We start from the raw sequence: 18,076 nt of genomic DNA on the forward strand, positions 1-18,076 counted from the left end.
CGTTCGGGCGCGCCACGGTGGCCTAGGCCGGTTCGGCGGATCGGATCGCCGCCTCGAGCGTGCGCAATGCCGCGGTGAGCACGGCGCGTTCGTCGGCGGCAAGCCGGTCGGTGAACGCGGTCTCGTGCTCGAGCAGGGCGGGGACGACTCGTTCGATGCGGCGATGGCCGTCCGGCGTGAGCGTGACCAGCACGCCGCGCCGGGTGGCCGAGGTCGGTTCGCGGATGATCAGCCCGGCCGCTTCGGCGCGGGCGAGGCGCTGGGAGATGGCGCCGGCGGTGACGAGGCTGCGGGCGGCGATCTGGCGGGTGGTCAGCTGGTAGGGCGGCCCGGATCTGCGCAGGGTGCTGAGCAGGTCGAGGGTCGATTCGTCGATGCCGAGCCGCTGGAGGGTGCGCTGGCGCTCGTCGGTGAGGAGCTTGGCTACCCGCCACAGCGGCGTCAGGATCTCGATCGACTCGACCCGCGCGCCGGGCAGCTCGCGCCGCCAAGCGGAGGCGATCTGTGCGGGTGACGGTATCTCGTCGTGTGTTTCGTACGTCATTGCCGGAATTCGCTCTCCTCGTTACATTTAGTGCTAAATATAGCGAGATGAGACGAGAATGCGCGGAACGGTCGTCGTCACCGGGGCCAGCGGGGGAATCGGCCGCCGGGTGGCCCAGCGGTTCGCCGCAAGTGGGGCGGACGTGGTGATCACCGGGCGATCGCCGGAACGGGTCGAGCGGACGGCACGCGAGCTCGGAGCGCGTGGGATCGTCTGCGACGCGGCGGTTCCGTCGGAGGTGGAGCGTTTCGCCGAGTCGGTCGGGCCCGAAGTCGATGTGCTGGTGAACATGGCCGGCGGGAACACCGATCTCGCCGCGGGAAGCGCCGATGCGGCGTCGCTGGCGGAGGTGGCCGAGCGATGGACGGCGAACCTGTCGGCGAACCTCCTGAGCGCGGTCCTGACGACCTCGGCGCTGCGGGAGCGACTGCGACCCGGCGGGGCGGTGATCAACGTCGGCTCGATCGGCGCCGAGTACGCCGCCGGGTCCTACGGCGCCGCGAAGGCGGCGCTGGCGGCATGGTCGGCCGGGCTGTCGGCGCAGCTGGCGCCCAGCGGCGTCACGGTGAACACGGTCGCGCCCGGCTACATCGAGGACACCGACTTCTTCCAGGGGCAGCTGAGCGAGCAACGACGCACCTCGTTGATCGAGGCCACCCATGACAAACGCGCGGGTGATCCGGATGACGTCGCCGGGCTGATCGAGTTCCTGGCCTCGCCGCACGCCAGGCACATCACGGGCCAGACCATTCACGTCAACGGTGGCGCGCACACGACGAGATGAGAACCGGCGCGCGGGCCGGTTGCGTTCGCGCTGATCGCAATCCTGTCGGTGCGCCGCGGCCTGCGGTTGAATCCGGTATCACCTCCGTCCGCAGTGGTGCCACGACATTTCGGCTCGAATCGTGAACGGCACCGGACCGGGGACGGGCACGGCTGCAGACGAGGAGCACCACATGACAGCGCAGGCCGCCGCGGCAACTCCGACCGACGCCTTCGTGGCCGACTGGCAGGACTGGCACCGCGGGCAAGAAGCGCGGCTGGCCGACCCGCACGGTTTCCTGGCCATCACGAATCTGCACTGGCTTTCGGAGACGCCGCAGCGATTCCCCGACGCGCCGGGCGCTTGGTCCACCGGCGCCGATGGCGTGACGGTGGTTCTCGACGACGGTGACGAACTGGTGGTCGACGGCACACCCGTGCGCGGCAGGCATGTGTTCGGGGTCATCCCGGAACGCGGTGGGGTGAACGCCGTTTGGGGTGACGCGGTGATCGAGGTCGCCAAGCGCGGCGGGCACGACATCGTCCGCCCGCGGCACCCCGGCAACCCGCTGCGCACGGCGTTCCGCGGCACGCCCGCGTACCCGCCACATCCCGAGTGGGTGGTCACCGGGCGGTATGTCGCTTTCCCGCAGCCGCGACCGACCACGGTCGGCGCCGCTGTCGAAGGACTGGAACATGTCTACGAGGCGCCGGGCCAGGTGGAGTTCGAGCTGGACGGACGGCCGCTGCGCCTGACCGCCTTCCCCGGCAAAGACCCGGGCGGCCTGACCGTGCTCTTCACCGACGAGACCTCCGGGGTCACCACCTATGCCGCCAACCGCGTGCTGCAACTGTCGCCGCCGGAGGCCGACGGATCGGTGCGGCTCGACTTCAATCGGGCCGCGAACCTGCCCTGCGCCTACACCGATCTGGCGACCTGCCCGTTGCCGCCCGCGGAAAACCGGCTCCCGCTCGCGATCGAAGCCGGTGAGAAGCTGCCGTACGAACGCGGCGGAGTTCGATGAGCGACACGACGCCCCGGATCAGGACATTGTCGTTCCTGACGCCGGGCAATTATCCCGATGACGACCCCTACTCCGGGCTCGAGGACACACTGCGGCTGTTCGAGTACGGCGAAAGCCTCGGTTACGACGGTGCGTGGATCCGGCAGCGTCATCTCGAGCACGGCGTCGGGTCGGCGGCGGTCTTCTTGGCCGCCGCCGGTCAGCGCACGAGTCGAATCGAGCTCGGCACTGCTGTGATTCCCATCGGCTACGAAAGCCCGTTCCGGCTGGCCGAGGATCTGTCGCTGGCGGATGTGCTGTCGCGGGGCCGTTTGCAGGCCGGATTCAGCGCGGGCACACCGCCGCACGCCGACTTGATCGGCGATCTGGTCTTCGACGGGGACTGGCGTACCTACGATCTGTCCTACGGGCGGATCGCCCGGCTGATCGAGAACCTGCGTGGCGACTACCTCGGTGCCTCCGATACGGTGATCCACTCCCCGGGCAACACTCAGCGGCCCCGGCTACAGCCGCACAATCCGGGCCTGATCGACCGGCTCTGGTACGGCGGCGCCAGCGGCCGTTCGGTGCGCTGGGCGGGGGAGAACGGCCTGAACCTGCTGACGGGGAACATCGTCTTCGGCGAGCACAGCGACGATTTCGCCACTACTCAGTCGAGCCTGGTCACCGAGTATCGCCGGCTGGTGGATCCGGCCGGGCCCGCCCGGGTAGCGGTGGGGCGGGTGATCGTCCCGTTCGACAGCGCCGACCGCGCCACTCGCGAGCGGTACCGCCGATACGGGGCGAGCAGGCACGAGCGCACCCTCGCGCCACAGGGGGAGCGGCGCGTCCTGTTCGCGCCCGATCTGGTCGGACCCGCCGTGGAGATCGTCGACCGGCTGCACGCCGATCCGGTGCTCGCGCAGACCTCGGAGCTGCGGCTGGAACTGCCGTACGAGTTCCAACGCGCCGACTACGAGCAGATCCTGCACGACACCGTGAAGCTGATCGCCCCCGCTCTGGGCCGTCGGCCGACGACCGGAGCCGAGCACGACGCCGGTGCGGTGACCGCGACCGCTTGATCGGTTGTGTCCGCGGGCTTGCGTGACGGTCACCGATCGACGCGGCGGTGGCCGGTGATCCAGGTATCGGTGAATTCCGCTTCCGCGGCGAGCACGTCGCGGAGCCGGGCGACGACCGCGCCTTCGATCCTCCTGCCGAACAGCGGGATGCCGACCTCGGCCGCACCGTCCACGATCGCCACCGCGGCGGTGCCGGACTCGGTGAGCCGGACGGTGCCGCTCACCCGCGCGGGCACTCCTTCGACGCGAGCGTCGAAACTGCCGCCGTCGCGGGCGTAGATCTCGGTGCGGGTCACGACCAGGCCCTCCGGTCGCACCGCCGTGACGACGCCGGGCAACTCCGCCGCCGCGACGGTCTGCGTCATGCGCACGCGCACACGGTCGTCGGCGGCGTCGAAGGCGACGAGCACTCCGCCGACCTCATCGACCCGGTCTTTCCAGTACTGCTCGTCGGACAACGCCGCGCGAAGCGCCTCGGCCGAATGGGAGTAGGTGGCCGTGTACACCACAGGGGTCGCCATAGCGGCACACGCTACCCGCCACGCGGCGCTCCCGAGCCGCTGAATCGCCGGGGCTTCCTACCGGGACGGGCCCGATTGTGTTGCGGACCATCGTGTTCCACGCAGGCACACCATGCCCGTATGCTTCCGCGGTGCCGCAGCTGGGGACGGCTCAGCGTAGCGATAGTCAGATTTCCTGAGACTATCATCAGGCCATCGGCGCGGTGGCCCCGCCTCAGATCGGGCAGCCGCCCGCCGTGCTCGTGGGCGGCGCGAAGGAGTCCAGCGCGAACCTTCGGTGGTAGCGGACCAGTTTCTCGTACTGCAGGCGGTTGTAGGCCAGCGGGAGCAGCAGCAGGCGATCCGGCAGCAGCCGCCACGCCGCCCGCAGCAACCAGACGTACACCGCGAACTCCCGGTGATGGCGCTGTTTCAGCTCGAAGCCGACCATGTAACGGACGCCGGGGTGCATGACCTCGGCCGAGCACACCTGGATCACGTGACCGGCGAGAGGACGCAGCAGCAGCCACAACGGCATGAGCACGGTACGAGCCAGCGGCGGCAGCCCGAGGGTCGGCAACGGCAGCCGGGTCAGGCCGGCGAACTGCTCGACCAGGAACGGGTTCGCGGCCAGTTCCCGCTCCACCATCGCGTCGTAGTATTCGGTCGCCGACGCGAGGTCCTGCGGCAGCTTGCCCGACCGCGCGGCCAGTTCCAGCCCGGAAAACCCTTCCCGCAGCAGCTGATAGGCGGCTTCCTTCTCCTCCGGCCGCAGCACCGTCCCGGTGCAGTAGGTGAACGTGTTCAGCGCGACGAACATCCCGCTGACCCCCACCCAGATCCACGTCTGCGGATTGAGGGCGCTGTAGCGGACATCCCGATAGTCGCCGCGGCCCCGGCCGTGCACGTCACGGTGGCGCTGCTTGAGCCATTCGGCCTCGGCCAGCCGGTCGGCCGGATCGCCCCACATCGCCAGCAGCGCCGAGAAACCCGAACGCACGCCCCGGTCGGCGAAGTTCGCGGCGAAGCGACCGGTGCGGTCGACGGCGGCGGCGACGGGGACGAGCGCGACCTGATCGAAGGCGGCGCCGGCAAACACGCCCGACAGCACACTGCCGGTGTGTTTGCGGAACTCGGCGATGACCTCGGGGCGCACCCGATCGGACAGCGCCGCTGCGGTGGCGGGCTCGGAAACAACGGGCAGCTCTGCGTTCGTTGCCATGGGTCACCTCTGAACTACGGGTGATAGTGACATAGCTTCAAGACTATCATTTCTGGAGTGGTACGACGAGATCCGCTGCGACGGGGGCGGTGGAAGAGCCGATGGTGGTGGCGAGGTGACGCGAACGATGCGCGGTAGGCTCACGCCGATGAGGGCGCAGCGAAACGATTCGAGCAAGCCCGAGGCGAGCACCCGGCGGGACAAGGCCGCGGATGACGTCGGCCCGGCCGGCCCGCACGCCTCCGTGCGCCCGCAGGGACGCGGCGGTGAACAGGCGGTCGCGGAGTTCCTGAACGCGGTGGGCGACGCGTGGGCCGATCTCACCGCGCTGGATGCCCGATCCCGTCGCATCGTCGAGGCCGCCCGCGACTGTTTCGCCGAGGTCGGCTTCGAGGAGACGACGATGGTCCGCATCGCCGAGCAGGCCGGCGTCGGCGTCGCCACGGTCTATCGCCGTTTCGGCACCAAATCGGCCCTGGTCCGCTATGCCCTCATGGCCGAATCGCAACGCGTCGGGATCATCGTGGCGGAGGCGGTGCAGCGCTCGGCGGGGCCGGTGAGCGCACTGGCGGAGATGTTCTCGGCGTTCGTGAGCGAGGCGAAGGCCCCACGGTTGCTGACGCGCAGCCTCCGCGTCTCGTCCGCCGCAGGGGAACTCACCCGCTTCCTCACCGGCGACGAATTCATCGAGCAGGGAAGGACATTGGTCGCGCGCTTCATCGTGCACTGGCAGAAACGCGGCGAACTGGGTGTCTTCGATGCCGAGGTGGTCGCCGAGCTGTTCGTCCGCCTGACCATGTCGTTCATCTCGAACCCGCACGGCGCGCTGCCGCTGGCCGACACCGCGGCGGCGAAGGAGTTCGCCCGGCGTTTCCTCGCCCCGTTGCTTTTCCCGCATCCCGGCGGCGGTTAGCCCGTTCCGGCAGCGGCTACTGCTTGGGACGCACGCGATACGCCGCGGATTTCAGTTCTCGCTGCTTCATCCGCTCGATGCACCGGTGGTGCTTCCTGGCGTGGTAGGCGATGGGAAAGTAGGTGAGTCGCTCCGGCAGCACCCGGTAGGCGAGGCGGATGACCGCGTAGATCCGTTCGAGTCGTCGTTGCTCCTGCTCGCTCCATTCCACCCCGATCATGGCCCGCAGGCGCGGATCGAGCATTCCCACGATCGAGAGATAGTTGAACCGCAGCAGGGGACGAGCCAGCCCACGCGCCAGGGAGCGGACCGGGAAGGGCAGCGCCCGCAATTGCTCGCTGTCACCGGAGCGCAGGTCGGCGAACTGCTGCCGGACGTCGTCGGTGGCGCACAGGACATCCGACACCATGTGCTCGTAGTAGGCGTCGAATTCCGCCCTGGTCTTCGGATAGCCCTTCATCGGCACGCGCAGGATCCGCGCGATGCGGATGTTGTCGGCGAGTAGATCGTCCAGCTCCGTCGCGGTGAACTCGCGTCCGATCAGCAACGGCCCCGCCTTGGCGGTGGTGACGTAAGCGGTCGCGATGACCCATTGGTACGCCTCGGGGTTGAGGGCGCTGATATGTCTGCCCTCCGCGTTGCGCATGGTCAGCGGCTCGTGCAGGGAACGCAGCCGTTTGCCCTCGTCGATGGCCTCCATGCCGCCGTAGGTCCAGCGCAACACCGAGTCGACCGAGCGGATAGCGCGGCCGAGCGGATCGGTGCGGGCGACGGAATACCGGTCGACGACATCGCGGATCACCGGATGCAGCCCCTGCATCGCGAACGCGGCGCCCTCGACCACCAGATAGGTCCAATGGCCGACCATTTCGGCGGTCATGGAATCCGGCGACACCAGTTCGATGGGTTCTCCGTCGACCGTCACCACCCTTGCGGCGGCCGCATCGGGGCGCGCGGCTTCTATCGTGCTGGTGGAATCGCGTGAGGCTCTGGTCATCATCTTCTCCTGTCTCATGGACTGCGAAAGCGGATCGCGCTTCATCGGGGCGCCGGTGCAGGCGCGGGGGTCGGTGCGGGCAGATCGGGAGTCACGCCGCCGACGTCGGTGATGGTCCAGGCGGCCGCGCGGTTGAGCGTGACGGTGTAGGCGGCGGTGGCGGTGACGCCCTCCGGGGTCTGTCTGCTGCGCGAATTCATGTCGACGAACACCTGGACCACGAACAGATCGCCGTCGCGGCGCGAGACTTTCGCGGCGAGCAGTTTCGCGGTCGCGGTGTATTCCATCTGGGACAACCACGGCCCGACGACGTCGACGGCAGCCGAGAGCTTCGGCGCGAGTTGCTGACTCACGCCGGCCTGCAAGGCTTTGCGCCATCCCTCGATGTCACCCGGGCGTACCTGCGAGACATTGAGCGCGTACGACGAGGCGGCCTGTTCGGCGGCGGCGTCCACGGCCAGCTGCGCGCGCAACGACGCCAGTTCGTCATCGGAACCGGCGCTGAGCCGCCCGGCGGCGAAAGCCACCGCGGTCACGACGGCGGCCGCGACCACGGCGGCGGTGGGACGGGCCCATCGACGGAGTGCGCGTATCCCGCGAATGCGCCCGACTCGTGGTCCCGCGGGTTCGCTGGAAGTATCCGCCGGTTCCGCATCGTCGGCAGCGGCGCTTTCGGATGTCGTGCCGTCCGGCGTCGTCCGGCGGATCCGGTCCGTGGTGCTCATCGTTCTCCTTCGTCGGCCTGCGCTGTCCGGAGGGTGATCCGCAGGCGGTCGCCGGGCAGTGCGCTGAGGGCGCGGTCGAGCAGGGTGGCCATGTCGACCGCCCCGAGCGCGGGCCCGGCGGCTGAGGACACCGGCCGCAGCGCCACCCCGAGCGCGCCGAGTTCGGGCGCGAGCCGGCTCAGGAAGTCGACGAACTGCTGTTCCTCTTCCCGCCACGAGCCGAGCACTTCACGGCCGCGCAGCAGGGCCGATCCCTCGAACAGGTACTGGTAGGACACGCCGAGCGTCGCGCCGAACCGGTCGAGTTGCGGCGGCGCCGCGGTCAGCGCGGGCCGCACCCAGTCGGCGTCGGGCATGAGCCGCAGCAGATTGCGCAACACCGTTTCCAGGGACGGCTCGTGCCGAGCGAGCGTGACCGCGAGCAGTCCGGCGGCCCGCTCGATCGCCGGAGCCACCTGCGGGGCGTGCTCGACCGCCGCGGCGAACGTGTCCACCAACCGGCTGATCGCGGCCGCGTCGGCCTGGTCGAGCAGCCGCGCCGAAGCCGCCAGCAGTTCCGGCACGGTGGCGGGCGTGTCGACCGAGCCGGCGAGTTCGTCGCCGTCGCGCAGGTAGCCGGCGCGGCCGGGCTCGCCCGGTAGGAAGGCGAAGACCGGTTCGCCCAGCGCGGAGAGGTTCTCGATTTTCATCACGCTGTTCACCGGGATCGGGCGGGCACGGTCGTAGGACAGCCGCAGCCGGACACCTCCTGGCACGCTGCGCACCTCGTCGACGGTGCCGATGTCCACGCCGCGGTAGACGACGGCCGAGCCGGGGCGCAGGCCGGCGGCGTGGTCCATCCGGACCGTGACATGGTCGCGCGCGGCCATCGGTTCCAGGTCGAGGACACCGAGCACCAGGTAGCCACTGCCGAGCGCGGTGACCACCGCGAGCGCCACGCCGGACAGCCAGGCGGGAATCCTGGTCATGGCAGGACTCCGATCAGCCGGAGCAGGATCAGCGCGTCCACATCGCGGTCTGGACTGCCCGCGAGTCCGACCCGCCGCAGTTCCAGCGCCGGATTGCCCAGGAACGGAACCACTTTGCCGGACAGCAACTCCGCGAGCAGCGCGCCGTTGCCGGTCCAGACGGCGGCATCGGGCGACGGGTCCCGCAACAGCACCGCCGTTCGCTCCAGCGCGTCGTTGAGGTGGGGCAGCCGGGGAATGAGCCAGTCCAGCCCGGTGGTGAGCGTGTTGACGTCGATCACGACGTTGAGCACCGCGGTCATGAATTCGGGGACACGGCCGAGCCGCCGCGCAGCCGTTTCCGAGAAGAGGAATCCGACCTCCTCGCGCATCTGGTGCAGCCGCCGCGCCAATTGATCGGTGGCGGCGACGATCCGGTCGATGTCGCCGACACCGTCGGCCGCGGCGCCGAGGTCGGTGGCTACGCGGCCCGCCAGTTCCCTGGTCTCGGCCGGATCAGCGGGGAGGACGCGGTCGAGTTGTTCGACGGCGTCCTGCATCCTGGCGGCGCTGCCGCCGTTGACGAACGCCGCCATCCGCTCGAGTATCTGCTCGATCTGCGGGCCGGTGTCGGTGTCGCGCAACGGAATGGTGTCCCCGTCGCGCAGCAGTGCGACCGCGTCGCCGGGCGGCGGCAGCAGTGCGAGGTAGATGTCGCCGAGGACGGTGTTCTGCCGCAGTTCGGCGCGCGTTCCCACGGGCAGGCGCACGTCCGAACGCACGTCGATGTGCGCGACCGCGGCGTGCGGGAGGAGATCGATCGACCGCAGCCGGCCCACGTCGGCGCCGTTGCTGCTGACCCGGGCGCCCGCGGGCAGGCTCAGCACGGACTCGAACTCGACCGCGAGGCCATAGGCGGGTCCGTCGACGCCGGTGCCGGGCAGGGCATGGTCACTGGGGTCGAAACCGCAGCCGCAGGCGGTGAGCAGCAGGGTGACGATGCCCGCGAGCAGCAGCCGCGGACCACTCGGCCGTCGCCATCCGTTCATCGTGCGCCTCCGACGGTCGCGAGAACGGCCAGTGGCAACGGCAGCTGGGCCGCGTGCGCCGAAAGCGCCTGACAGGTAGGCGGATCCGGCACCGATGCGCACAGCGCCGTCGCATCGGCCGCGCCGAGAACGACGGCGGGCGGACGATAGTCGAAGCTGAGGCCGGACCCGTCTTCGATCATGCTGCGCAACATCGTCATGACCCCCGGTATGGCCGCGAGCAGATCACGGGATTCCTCGGCTCTGGTGCGCGCGAGCGTCACTATCGGCACCGAGGATTCGAGGATCTCCATCAGGTAGGGGAAGTGGTGGTTGAACAGCCGGTCGAGCGGGCCGATCGCCGCCGCGAGCTTGCCGACCAGGATCTTGACGATCACCAGCGTGCGTTCGAGCAGTTCCAGCCCCGGCCCGAAGGTGATCAGCGAGGTCTTGATGTCGCTCCATTCCGCGGCGACGAACCGGCTCAGCTCGGCGGAGTTGTCCAGTAGTTCGCCGAGCTGGGCCAGGAACGCGTCCGGCGCGGCGAGCAGGTCGGACAGCTGCCGCAGCTGCTGGTCGACGGCGGGGCCGAGTCCGCGCAGTTCGCGGTCCGTACCGTCGAGCAGGGCCCGCAACGGCGTCGCGCCGTCCGGTCCGGGACGGGTCAGATCGTCGAGGAGTCCGGTGAAGGAGCCGAGCGCGTCGGAGACGCTCACCGGCGTGGCCGTGTGGTCGGGCGCGACGCAGTGATCCGCGGGCAGCGCCGGTCCATCCCGCACCGGCGTGTCCACCAGTTCTACGCGACGGTCGGTGAGTATCGAGGAATTCATCACCACGGCCCGCATACGAGCCGAGAGCGGGCGCTCGCCGATGGTCATCTCCACCCGGACGTGTCGGTGGTCGGGCACGAGCGCTCGCACCTTCCCGACCGCGACACCGCGGATCGTCACGGGCGCGTCCGGATAGAGCCCGAAGGTGTCGTCGAACAAGGCGCACACCGCACGGGTGTGGCGCTCGGCGTCGTGGATCGCCGCGCCGGCCACCGCGGTCACCGCCACCGCGGTCGCGATCAGGATCGCAGGCGCCCGGCGTCGTCCGCTCTGCATCGGCCACATGATCAGCACCCCGCTCCCGGGACCGGAAGACAGACGTCGGGGCGGCGCACGGTGAGGCCGCTCTGATCGATGAGCGCTCGACCCTCCGGTCCGGCCAGTCCGGCGAGTTCTTCCATGGTGTGGGTCATCGCGGCGATGACGGCGTCCGTCGAACTCAGCAGCTCGCGGCTCAGATCGCGGCTCTGCTCCAGTGGGAAGAACAGCGGTTCCAGCTTCTCGGCGTAGGGACCGGCGAGGAAGTCGAACAGCAGCCCGACCACGGCGGTCACTTTGTCGGCGAAGATCTCGACCTTGGATCGCGCCGCCACGATCTGCGGTCCGAGCACGGCGTAGGCGCGGATCACCTCGGTGGCCAGCATCTCGTTGTCCCGCGCGGTCGCCAGGTATTCGTTGGACAGGGCCAGCAGCCCTTGGACCTGATCCTTCTGCTCGGCCAGCGCGCCGACCACCGCACCGAGTGAGGACACCGCCTGGCGAACCGCGCCGGGGGCGTCGGTGAGCGCGTGCGCCGCGGCGTCGAGCGTCTTGCGTAGCGACTCGGTGTCGATCTGGTCGGTCACCCTGACGGTTTCCGGCATCAGCTCGTTCACCAGGAACGGCAGGTGCGCGCGCTCCATCGGAATGGGCGCGCGCAACGGCTGCGCGCCCGCTGGCAGCAGCGCCAGGTACAGCCCGCCCACCGGGGTGAGCATCCGCACGTCCACGGCGGTGCGGTCACCGAGACGTTGTTCGGATCGCACGATGAATTCGACCTCGACGTGATCCTCGCCCAGTCGGATCGACAGCACCCGGCCCACCTTCACGCCGGCGATCCGTACGCTGTCGCCGGTGGTCAGTCCACCCGTTTCCGGCAAGTGCAGCCGATAGGTCACAGAGTCCGGCGGGCGGAGATACAGCACGCCCACCGTCGTGAAAGCCAGTGTGACAGCGATGACGCTGATCAGCGCCCACGTCAATTGCGTTCGGGGAGAAGGGGTTTCCGGCCCGAGCGAGACGACGGGACGCGCCGGGACCAATCGCATCACCGACTCCCTTCGCAAACGGTCAAGGGGCGGCCGTGGAGCAGCACGGCCGCCGTGATCGGCAGTGCGACCGTGCCGTTCGAACAGTGCCGGGAGGGCTCGGAGCGGGGGATCAGCGCGTTGAGCGCTTCCAGCAGGCCGGGCAGGGCCGACAGCGCGCGCACGGCGGCGGTGGTGTCGGGGATGGCCTGGTGGATGCGTTCGGTGAGCGCGTCGGAGCTGTCACGGGCGCCGAGCAGCAGCCGCGCGAGTGCCTCGGCGGTGCGGACGATCTCGGTCATCTCGACCGAACCCTTGTCCATCAGGCTCAGGAATTCCTCCATCCGGCTGGCGACCGGCATGAAGATGGAGTGGAAGACGCGCAGGATGTTCTCCAGATTGGCCGAGCGTCCGCGCAGCCGCTGCGACAGCGCGTCGAGATTCGCGACGATGGTCGCGATGAGGGTGGTGCGGTCCTCGGCGTAGGCGGTCAGCGTGGCGAGATCGCGCAGCAGCGGAGCCATGTCGCCGTCGCTGCCCTCGACCATCGCGACGAGGTGGGCGGCGAACCTGTTGTACACCTGGGGATCGGCTTCACGCAGCAGCGGGCGCAATCCGTTGAACACGGTGGTGATGTCGAACGAGTCGACCGTGTCGACCACCGGTTGGGCCGGGTCGAGGAACGCTCCTCGCCCCTCGGCGGTGACCGCCAGATACCGCTGCCCGGTGAGATTCTGGAAGCGGACGGCGATACGGTCGGTGCTGCGCAGCCGATACCGCGACAGCAGGGTGAAGCGGACGGTGGCGCGATGATCGGCGGTCAGCGAGATGCCGGTCACCTTGCCGACCTGAACGCCGCGCAGCCGCACGTCCGCGTTCTGCTGCAGTCCGAAGACGTCGCCGAATTCCGCGTGGTACTCGGTCGTCTCGCCGCCGACCGGCCGGTGGATCGCCTGCACGACCACGGTGACCACGGCGATCACGACCAGCAGCAACAGCAGCAGGCGCACGGCGGCGGCTCGTGGTGTCCTCATCGCGGCGCACCGCCCGTGGCCTGGACCGGGAAGCGGAACGCCGGCACCGCCGCGATCAGCACCTCCACGTCGAGCACCACCCGGTCGTCGCGGCGGTGCAGCGCCCCGTCGATGCCGGCGGCCAGATCGTGCAGCTGTCGCGGCGTGACTCCCCGCATCGCCCGATCGAGCGGGATCACCAGGTCCAGCAGCATGTCCACCGCCTGCGAGGTGGGGCCGAGCGCGCCGACCAGTTGTCCGGCGAAGGCGAACACGAGGTTGGAGACCTCGGAGATGGTGTCGGAGGCCTGGCGGGTGCGCAGGTCGTCGTCGAGTTCGGTGACCGACGCCAGGGCCGTGAGGATGCTCAGCGCCGACGGGGTGAACGCACCGACGCCTTCGGCGACATCCGCCGACTCGCGCAGCAGGTCGGCGAGCGGGCCGGGCCGGGCGCGCTGCCAGGTGCGCGCGAGCAGCAGGGCCGAGGTGAGCATCGGAGCCACCGCATCGGTCAGGCTCGCCGCGTTCTCCAGCGACGTCGTCATGCGGGAGGTCAGCACGTCGGCCACGGCGCGGCCGGAGTCGCGCAGGATCCGTGTCACGGTGAAGTTGTCGACTCGATCGCCGATATCGAGCGTCGCGCCCGCGGCGATCGGGTCGCCGCCCGGCATCGGGACCAGTTCCAGCGCGGTCGATCCGAAGACGTTGGCGGAGACGAAACGGGTGTGCATGGTCGTCGACAGCTCGGTCAGCCGCGGCGCTTCGACGCCGACTCGTACCCGCTGCCGGTCGGGGCCGATCGGCTCGATCGCCTCGACCGAGCCGATCGTCATGCCGCGCAGCCGGACCGGCGTGTGCGTGCCGACGCCGTCGCCGATGCCGGTCATCACGAGGTCGAAACCGGCCAGGTCCGCACGGGCGGGCTCGGAGGTGCGCCAGACGGCCACGGCCAGCACGGCCAGTGCCGCGAGCAGCGCCAGCCCGCGCAAGCGCAGACCGGCGGGGCCGGGACCGCGAACCGAGAACTGCGCCGCACGACTCATGACTTGCTCACCCCGCGAAACTGTTGTCGGTGTCGAAGCCCCACATGGCGATCGTCAGCACCATGTCGGTCGATGCGATGAGCACCAGGCTCGCCCGGATCGCCCGGCCCGAGGCGATGCCAACCCCTTCGGGGCCGCCGGTGGCGTAGAAGCCCTGGTAGGCGTGCACGCCGGTGATCACGAGCACGAAGACCACCACTTTGATCAGCGAGTAGACCAAGTCGGTGGGCGCGACGAACATGTGGAAGTAGTGCGCGAAGGCGCCCGACGCCTGGCCGTGCACCGCGGTCACGGTGAGCCGGGTCGTCAGGAATCCGAGCGCGAGCGCGATCAGATAGGTGGGTATCACGGTGATCACGGCGGCGACCAACCGCGTGGACACCACGTACGGGATGGGGTCGATCGCCTGCGCTTCGAGCGCATCGATCTCCTCGGAGATCCGCATGGCGCCGATCTCGGCGGTCATCCGGCATCCCGCCTGCGCGGCGAAGCCGACGGCGGCGATGAGCGGGGCCAGTTCCCTCGGGTTCGCCAGCGCCGACATCGCGCCCGCCAACGGGCCCATACCCAGCATGTCCAGCGCGGTGAAGCCGACGATGCCGATCATCGCCCCGGCCACCACGCCCATGATGACCAGCACGGGCACCACCCCGCCGCCGACGATGACCGATCGTCCTCCGCCCCAGGCCAGGTCGGTGAAGACCGCGACCACCTGCTTGCGGTAGCGGCGTAGCGCGTAACCGGCGCCAAGACACGCCGCGGTCGCGAAGCGCAGCTGAAACCCCAACTCCTCCAGCGGCTCCCACAACCGAGTCAGGTGTCGTGTCCAGCGCAGGCCACGGGGCCGGTACTCCGACGGCCGCGCGGTTCGCGGCCCGCTTCGCAGGGCCATCACAGGAATCCCAACGGCACGAACAACAGCACCACCTGGGTGATGACGAGATTGACGATCAAGCAGGCCAGCAGTCCGAGCACGACCGCAGCGTTGACGCAATCGGCCACGCCTTTCGGTCCGCCCCGCGCCTCCAGCCCGCGCTGGCAGGCGATCACCGCGACCAGATAGCCGAAAACCGCTGCTTTGCCGATGCAGATCACCAGATCGGTGACGGTGGCGAAGCTGCCGAACGACAGCCAGTACGAACCCGGCGCGACGCCTTGGCCGACCGAGGCGACGAGAAAACTGGCCAGGATGCTCATCAGGATGACCAGCACCGCCAGCATCGGCGCCACCACGGTCATCGCCAGCAGACGGGGCGCGACGAGCCTGCGGTGCGGGTCGATGCCCATGGTGCGCAGCGCATCGATCTCTTCGCGGATCGTGCGCGCTCCCAGATCGGAGGCGATCGCCGACGCGCCCGCGCCGCCGACGAGCAGGGCCGCCGCCATCGGCGCGATCTGCTGCATCACGCCCATGCCGCCGACCGCGCCCGCCATCGAACCGGCGCCGACGTTCTCGGTGATGCTGCCGACCTGGACGGCGATCACCACGCCCATCGGCAGCGAGATCAGTATCGCGGGCAGCAGGGACACCGAGGCGAAGAACCACGCCTGCACCAGCGCCTCCCGCACCGGGAACCGGCGCAGCACCAGATCGATGGCGAGCATGGCGGTGGAGCGTGCGCCGAGTCGCACCGTGCGACCGAAAGTCCTTGCGCTCGAAGCGGTCCGGCTCGCCAGCGCGACCGCGAGCGGAACCGCGCCCTGTTCCCCGCCGGAGGGCCACTCGGCGGACGCCGCATGCTCGGACACGTCCCACTCCTCGCGCAACAATCCAACCCGTCGCCCGAAGAGAGGTCGTCTATCGCTCCGTGCGCGGAGTGCTGAGCCGTTGATAGTTCAACCGCGATAAGGCTATCAATTCGGCGGATCGGATGGGTTGAGATTCACGAAAACGATCGAAGGCTATCCGGTCTGGACTCGAGCACATCCGTTCCATGCTGCCGGAGGCGAGTCGGGTTCCCGCTGGAGCCGGACGGTTGGCGGTCGTCGGCCTCGTGCGTGACGCGGCGACCGTCGCCCGCGGTTCGGCCATACCCGCCGGCGCGCGGCGACGCCCGATCAGGGCAGACGCATGAGCCGCCGGGAGAGGGTGAGCAGGCGGCGGGCGAGTTTCACGACCGGGAGGCCGAGGGGAAGGAGAACGACCGTCACGCACAGCACCGCGCCGACGAGCCACAGCACGGCCGCCACCAGCCCCAGTACCGTGCCGAGCACGGCGGTGAGGATCCCGAGCACGACGCCGAGCAGGCCCTGTAACGCTCGCATGACGACCTTCCGGTATCCATTCTGCGCTTCCGCGCGGCGAAGCGCACGGGCCGATTCGATCCTGCGGCTCGTGGTTCTGCCAGGGTGCGAGCACGCGGCGACTCCGTATACGAGCACGGGATCGGCCGGTAGCGTCCGGGGTATGAGCCGAGCGATCGTGGAGTTGTCGCATCCGGTCTCGGACGGCATGCTCACCTATCCGGGCCAGCCTGCCCCGCGCATCACCACCGAAGTGGCGCCGGACAGATCACCGCTGATCGACATGACATTCGACATCGCACGGGTGGACATGGTCGGCCACACCGGGACCTACATCGACGCGCCTCGCCTTTTCCACGCGGAGGGCGCGGACATCGCCGAGCTGCCGTTGGAACGGTTGCTCGATGTGCCGATCGTGGTGATCCGCGCGTCGGGACTGCGCGCGGTGGGTCCGGACGTGCTCGGCGATCCGGCGCTGCTGTGGGGCAAGGCGGTGCTGGTGCACACCGGGTGGTCGGCCAGGTGGGGTTCGGCCGAGTACCGGGACCCCGCACATCCGTTCCTGGTCGGTGAGGTCGCCGAGGCGCTGGTCGCCGCCAACGTCGCGCTGGTGGGAATCGACTCGCTCGACGCCGACGACACGTCGTTGCCGACGCGTCCGTGCCATCACACGCTGCTGGGAGCGGGAATCCCGATCATCGAGCAGATGACCAACCTGGACGCGCTTCCCGGCACAGGCGCCAGGCTGGTCGCGCTACCTGCACCGGTGCACGGGATGGGGTCGTTCCCCCTGCGTGTCGTGGCGTGGATCGACCACCGGTATTGAACGGCCCCTCGTCCGCCGAATTCACTGTCTCGCCGAGAATTCACGGCCGGAACGGCGGCACCGCGAGATCGTCGCCGAAGATGTCCGGGAGGTCGCGGTCGACGCTGTCGGGGAAGCGCGCGGGCCGCTTCTCCAGGAAGGCGGTGACCCCTTCCCTGGCATCGGCGCTCGCGCCCCGGTGGTAGATGCCGCGAGATTCGATGCGGTGCGCGATCATCGGATGATCGGCTCCCAAGTTGCGCCACAGCATCTGCCGGGACAGGGCCACCGAGACCGGCGCGGAATGCTCGGTGACGCGGCGCGCGAGCGCATGCGCCTCGTCGAGCAGGGTGTCCGCCGGATACAGCGCGGAGAACAGTCCCGCCTCGAGCGCTTCGGCCGCCTCGACGAGTCGGCCCGAGTACACCCAATCCAGTGCGGTCTGCATCGGCACCAAGCGGGGCAGGAACCAACTGGAACAGGACTCGGGCACGATGCCGCGCCGATTGAAGACGAACCCGATACGGGCGTTGTCGACGGCGATGCGGAAGTCCGCCGCGAGCGTCATGGTGATGCCGACGCCGACGGCGGGGCCGTTGACGGCGGCGATGATGGGCTTGCGGGATTCGTACATGCGCAGGACCAGCTCGCCGCCGCTGTCGCGGAAGGACTCCGCGGCGTCGTTGTCGCCCGCGGCGAAGGTCTCCGCCCCCGCCGACAGGTCCGCGCCGGCGCAGAAGGCGCGACCAGCGCCCGTGATGATCACCGCGCGGATGGAATCGTCGCGGTCGCAGGTGTCGAAGGCTTCGATCAGCTCTGCGCCCATCGCGGTGGTGAACGCGTTGAGCTGCCGCGGGCGGTCGAGGGTGACGGTGGCGATGGCGTCGGAGACGTCCAGGCGAATATCGGCCATAACGAACACTGTGCCATCACGCCGACATGTGCGCTCTTGCAGGGGGTTCGCGGGACATCGTCGCACCCTCGGATCGAATCGAACGAGAATGACTGTTTACTTAATGCTCCCTGGGCGGTTAGCCTGTCGCCGTGTCCCGATCGGTCACGGCACCTGGCGCCCCGCACCGGGGTGGCGGCGCGGACCGATCGGCCGGCGTTTCGCGTCGTCGTTGGACA

20 protein-coding genes are annotated in these 18,076 nt (G+C 69.5%); 5 read left to right on the forward strand and 15 right to left on the reverse strand.

The features are described 5' to 3' along the window. Positions 1 to 22 precede the first annotated feature (22 nt). On the reverse strand, positions 23 to 544 hold the full coding sequence (locus ACWDMM_RS00075) for a MarR family winged helix-turn-helix transcriptional regulator (RefSeq protein WP_195081112.1): 522 nt from the start codon (positions 542 to 544) through the stop codon (positions 23 to 25). Between the two features lie 58 nt (positions 545 to 602). On the opposite strand from ACWDMM_RS00075, the gene ACWDMM_RS00080 reads away from it, so the two are divergent. The 3 genes from ACWDMM_RS00080 to ACWDMM_RS00090 all read left to right on the forward strand — a co-directional run bounded on the left by ACWDMM_RS00080 (position 603) and on the right by ACWDMM_RS00090 (position 3,392). Next, entirely contained in the window at positions 603 to 1,328 is a 726-nt protein-coding gene (locus ACWDMM_RS00080) for an SDR family NAD(P)-dependent oxidoreductase (RefSeq protein ID WP_195081113.1), read from the forward strand. 172 nt (positions 1,329 to 1,500) lie between these two features. After that, positions 1,501 to 2,331, forward strand: coding sequence for a DUF1684 domain-containing protein (locus ACWDMM_RS00085; RefSeq protein WP_195081114.1), 831 nt, complete (start codon positions 1,501 to 1,503; stop codon positions 2,329 to 2,331). Beyond that, entirely contained in the window at positions 2,328 to 3,392 is a 1,065-nt protein-coding gene (locus ACWDMM_RS00090) for an LLM class flavin-dependent oxidoreductase (protein WP_449935184.1), read from the forward strand. The genes ACWDMM_RS00085 and ACWDMM_RS00090 overlap by 4 nt, the downstream gene beginning before the upstream one ends. 29 nt (positions 3,393 to 3,421) lie before the next feature. Here ACWDMM_RS00090 and ACWDMM_RS00095 read toward each other — a convergent pair whose 3' ends face one another. Then, positions 3,422 to 3,913, reverse strand: coding sequence for a DUF2505 domain-containing protein (locus tag ACWDMM_RS00095; RefSeq protein ID WP_195081116.1), 492 nt, complete (start codon positions 3,911 to 3,913; stop codon positions 3,422 to 3,424). A gap of 214 nt (positions 3,914 to 4,127) precedes the next feature. After that, the gene (locus ACWDMM_RS00100; protein ID WP_449935187.1) at positions 4,128 to 5,114 is read right to left on the reverse strand and encodes an oxygenase MpaB family protein; all 987 of its coding nucleotides are present in this window, start codon (positions 5,112 to 5,114) and stop codon (positions 4,128 to 4,130) included. A 148-nt stretch (positions 5,115 to 5,262) separates the two neighbouring features. Here ACWDMM_RS00100 and ACWDMM_RS00105 point away from each other — a divergent pair, with 148 nt between their 5' ends. Further along, the gene (locus ACWDMM_RS00105; protein ID WP_195081118.1) at positions 5,263 to 6,027 is read left to right on the forward strand and encodes a TetR/AcrR family transcriptional regulator; all 765 of its coding nucleotides are present in this window, start codon (positions 5,263 to 5,265) and stop codon (positions 6,025 to 6,027) included. Positions 6,028 to 6,043: 16 nt separating this feature from the next. On the opposite strand, the gene ACWDMM_RS00110 is transcribed toward ACWDMM_RS00105, so the two are convergent. From ACWDMM_RS00110 to ACWDMM_RS00160, 11 genes are all read right to left on the reverse strand, one after another. Continuing rightward, entirely contained in the window at positions 6,044 to 7,024 is a 981-nt protein-coding gene (locus tag ACWDMM_RS00110) for an oxygenase MpaB family protein (RefSeq protein WP_357104863.1), read from the reverse strand. 41 nt (positions 7,025 to 7,065) lie between these two features. Then, a complete protein-coding gene (locus ACWDMM_RS00115) occupies positions 7,066 to 7,749 on the reverse strand; it encodes a hypothetical protein (protein WP_195081120.1) in 684 nt (227 codons plus the stop codon). Further along, positions 7,746 to 8,717, reverse strand: a complete 972-nt coding sequence (locus tag ACWDMM_RS00120) for an MlaD family protein (protein WP_195081121.1) — start codon at positions 8,715 to 8,717, stop codon at positions 7,746 to 7,748. The genes ACWDMM_RS00115 and ACWDMM_RS00120 overlap by 4 nt, the downstream gene beginning before the upstream one ends. Further along, positions 8,714 to 9,745 (reverse strand): MlaD family protein, encoded by a 1,032-nt coding sequence (locus ACWDMM_RS00125; protein WP_449935192.1) that lies wholly within the window; start codon positions 9,743 to 9,745, stop codon positions 8,714 to 8,716. Before ACWDMM_RS00125 ends, ACWDMM_RS00120 begins: the two co-directional genes overlap by 4 nt. Beyond that, positions 9,742 to 10,830: an MlaD family protein gene (locus ACWDMM_RS00130; protein WP_357104869.1), complete on the reverse strand. Its 1,089-nt coding sequence runs from the start codon at positions 10,828 to 10,830 to the stop codon at positions 9,742 to 9,744. Before ACWDMM_RS00130 ends, ACWDMM_RS00125 begins: the two co-directional genes overlap by 4 nt. An 11-nt stretch (positions 10,831 to 10,841) precedes the next feature. Then, a complete protein-coding gene (locus ACWDMM_RS00135; RefSeq protein ID WP_357104872.1) occupies positions 10,842 to 11,861 on the reverse strand; it encodes an MlaD family protein in 1,020 nt (339 codons plus the stop codon). Beyond that, the gene (locus tag ACWDMM_RS00140) at positions 11,861 to 12,874 is read right to left on the reverse strand and encodes an MlaD family protein (RefSeq protein WP_449935197.1); all 1,014 of its coding nucleotides are present in this window, start codon (positions 12,872 to 12,874) and stop codon (positions 11,861 to 11,863) included. The genes ACWDMM_RS00135 and ACWDMM_RS00140 overlap by 1 nt, the downstream gene beginning before the upstream one ends. Then, positions 12,871 to 13,896 (reverse strand): MlaD family protein, encoded by a 1,026-nt coding sequence (locus ACWDMM_RS00145; RefSeq protein ID WP_195081126.1) that lies wholly within the window; start codon positions 13,894 to 13,896, stop codon positions 12,871 to 12,873. Before ACWDMM_RS00145 ends, ACWDMM_RS00140 begins: the two co-directional genes overlap by 4 nt. Positions 13,897 to 13,903: 7 nt before the next feature. After that, the gene (locus tag ACWDMM_RS00150; RefSeq protein ID WP_449935201.1) at positions 13,904 to 14,788 is read right to left on the reverse strand and encodes an ABC transporter permease; all 885 of its coding nucleotides are present in this window, start codon (positions 14,786 to 14,788) and stop codon (positions 13,904 to 13,906) included. Beyond that, the gene (locus ACWDMM_RS00155; protein WP_195081411.1) at positions 14,788 to 15,501 is read right to left on the reverse strand and encodes an ABC transporter permease; all 714 of its coding nucleotides are present in this window, start codon (positions 15,499 to 15,501) and stop codon (positions 14,788 to 14,790) included. The genes ACWDMM_RS00150 and ACWDMM_RS00155 overlap by 1 nt, the downstream gene beginning before the upstream one ends. Before the next feature lie 453 nt (positions 15,502 to 15,954). Then, a complete protein-coding gene (locus ACWDMM_RS00160) occupies positions 15,955 to 16,161 on the reverse strand; it encodes a hypothetical protein (RefSeq protein WP_195081128.1) in 207 nt (68 codons plus the stop codon). Between the two features lie 142 nt (positions 16,162 to 16,303). On the opposite strand from ACWDMM_RS00160, the gene ACWDMM_RS00165 reads away from it, so the two are divergent. Then, the gene (locus ACWDMM_RS00165; RefSeq protein WP_449935205.1) at positions 16,304 to 16,966 is read left to right on the forward strand and encodes a cyclase family protein; all 663 of its coding nucleotides are present in this window, start codon (positions 16,304 to 16,306) and stop codon (positions 16,964 to 16,966) included. A gap of 40 nt (positions 16,967 to 17,006) precedes the next feature. Here ACWDMM_RS00165 and ACWDMM_RS00170 read toward each other — a convergent pair whose 3' ends face one another. Then, entirely contained in the window at positions 17,007 to 17,858 is an 852-nt protein-coding gene (locus ACWDMM_RS00170) for a crotonase/enoyl-CoA hydratase family protein (protein WP_195081130.1), read from the reverse strand. Positions 17,859 to 18,076: the final 218 nt, after the last annotated feature.

This window comes from Nocardia sp. NPDC003726, assembly GCF_053586955.1.

Excerpts from the sequence above, each read along its gene's own strand:
- ACWDMM_RS00075 (WP_195081112.1), bottom strand. The coding sequence starts at position 544 with ATGACGTACGAAACACACGACGAGATACCGTCACCCGCACAGATCGCC.
- ACWDMM_RS00080 (WP_195081113.1), top strand. The coding sequence starts at position 603 with ATGCGCGGAACGGTCGTCGTCACCGGGGCCAGCGGGGGAATCGGCCGC.
- ACWDMM_RS00085 (WP_195081114.1), top strand. The coding sequence starts at position 1,501 with ATGACAGCGCAGGCCGCCGCGGCAACTCCGACCGACGCCTTCGTGGCC.
- ACWDMM_RS00090 (WP_449935184.1), top strand. The coding sequence starts at position 2,328 with ATGAGCGACACGACGCCCCGGATCAGGACATTGTCGTTCCTGACGCCG.
- ACWDMM_RS00095 (WP_195081116.1), bottom strand. The coding sequence starts at position 3,913 with ATGGCGACCCCTGTGGTGTACACGGCCACCTACTCCCATTCGGCCGAG.
- ACWDMM_RS00100 (WP_449935187.1), bottom strand. The coding sequence starts at position 5,114 with ATGGCAACGAACGCAGAGCTGCCCGTTGTTTCCGAGCCCGCCACCGCA.
- ACWDMM_RS00105 (WP_195081118.1), top strand. The coding sequence starts at position 5,263 with ATGAGGGCGCAGCGAAACGATTCGAGCAAGCCCGAGGCGAGCACCCGG.
- ACWDMM_RS00110 (WP_357104863.1), bottom strand. The coding sequence starts at position 7,024 with ATGACCAGAGCCTCACGCGATTCCACCAGCACGATAGAAGCCGCGCGC.
- ACWDMM_RS00115 (WP_195081120.1), bottom strand. The coding sequence starts at position 7,749 with ATGAGCACCACGGACCGGATCCGCCGGACGACGCCGGACGGCACGACA.
- ACWDMM_RS00120 (WP_195081121.1), bottom strand. The coding sequence starts at position 8,717 with ATGACCAGGATTCCCGCCTGGCTGTCCGGCGTGGCGCTCGCGGTGGTC.
- ACWDMM_RS00125 (WP_449935192.1), bottom strand. The coding sequence starts at position 9,745 with ATGAACGGATGGCGACGGCCGAGTGGTCCGCGGCTGCTGCTCGCGGGC.
- ACWDMM_RS00130 (WP_357104869.1), bottom strand. The coding sequence starts at position 10,830 with ATGCAGAGCGGACGACGCCGGGCGCCTGCGATCCTGATCGCGACCGCG.
- ACWDMM_RS00135 (WP_357104872.1), bottom strand. The coding sequence starts at position 11,861 with ATGCGATTGGTCCCGGCGCGTCCCGTCGTCTCGCTCGGGCCGGAAACC.
- ACWDMM_RS00140 (WP_449935197.1), bottom strand. The coding sequence starts at position 12,874 with ATGAGGACACCACGAGCCGCCGCCGTGCGCCTGCTGCTGTTGCTGCTG.
- ACWDMM_RS00145 (WP_195081126.1), bottom strand. The coding sequence starts at position 13,896 with ATGAGTCGTGCGGCGCAGTTCTCGGTTCGCGGTCCCGGCCCCGCCGGT.
- ACWDMM_RS00150 (WP_449935201.1), bottom strand. The coding sequence starts at position 14,788 with ATGGCCCTGCGAAGCGGGCCGCGAACCGCGCGGCCGTCGGAGTACCGG.
- ACWDMM_RS00155 (WP_195081411.1), bottom strand. The coding sequence starts at position 15,501 with ATGCTCGCCATCGATCTGGTGCTGCGCCGGTTCCCGGTGCGGGAGGCG.
- ACWDMM_RS00160 (WP_195081128.1), bottom strand. The coding sequence starts at position 16,161 with ATGCGAGCGTTACAGGGCCTGCTCGGCGTCGTGCTCGGGATCCTCACC.
- ACWDMM_RS00165 (WP_449935205.1), top strand. The coding sequence starts at position 16,304 with ATGAGCCGAGCGATCGTGGAGTTGTCGCATCCGGTCTCGGACGGCATG.
- ACWDMM_RS00170 (WP_195081130.1), bottom strand. The coding sequence starts at position 17,858 with ATGGCCGATATTCGCCTGGACGTCTCCGACGCCATCGCCACCGTCACC.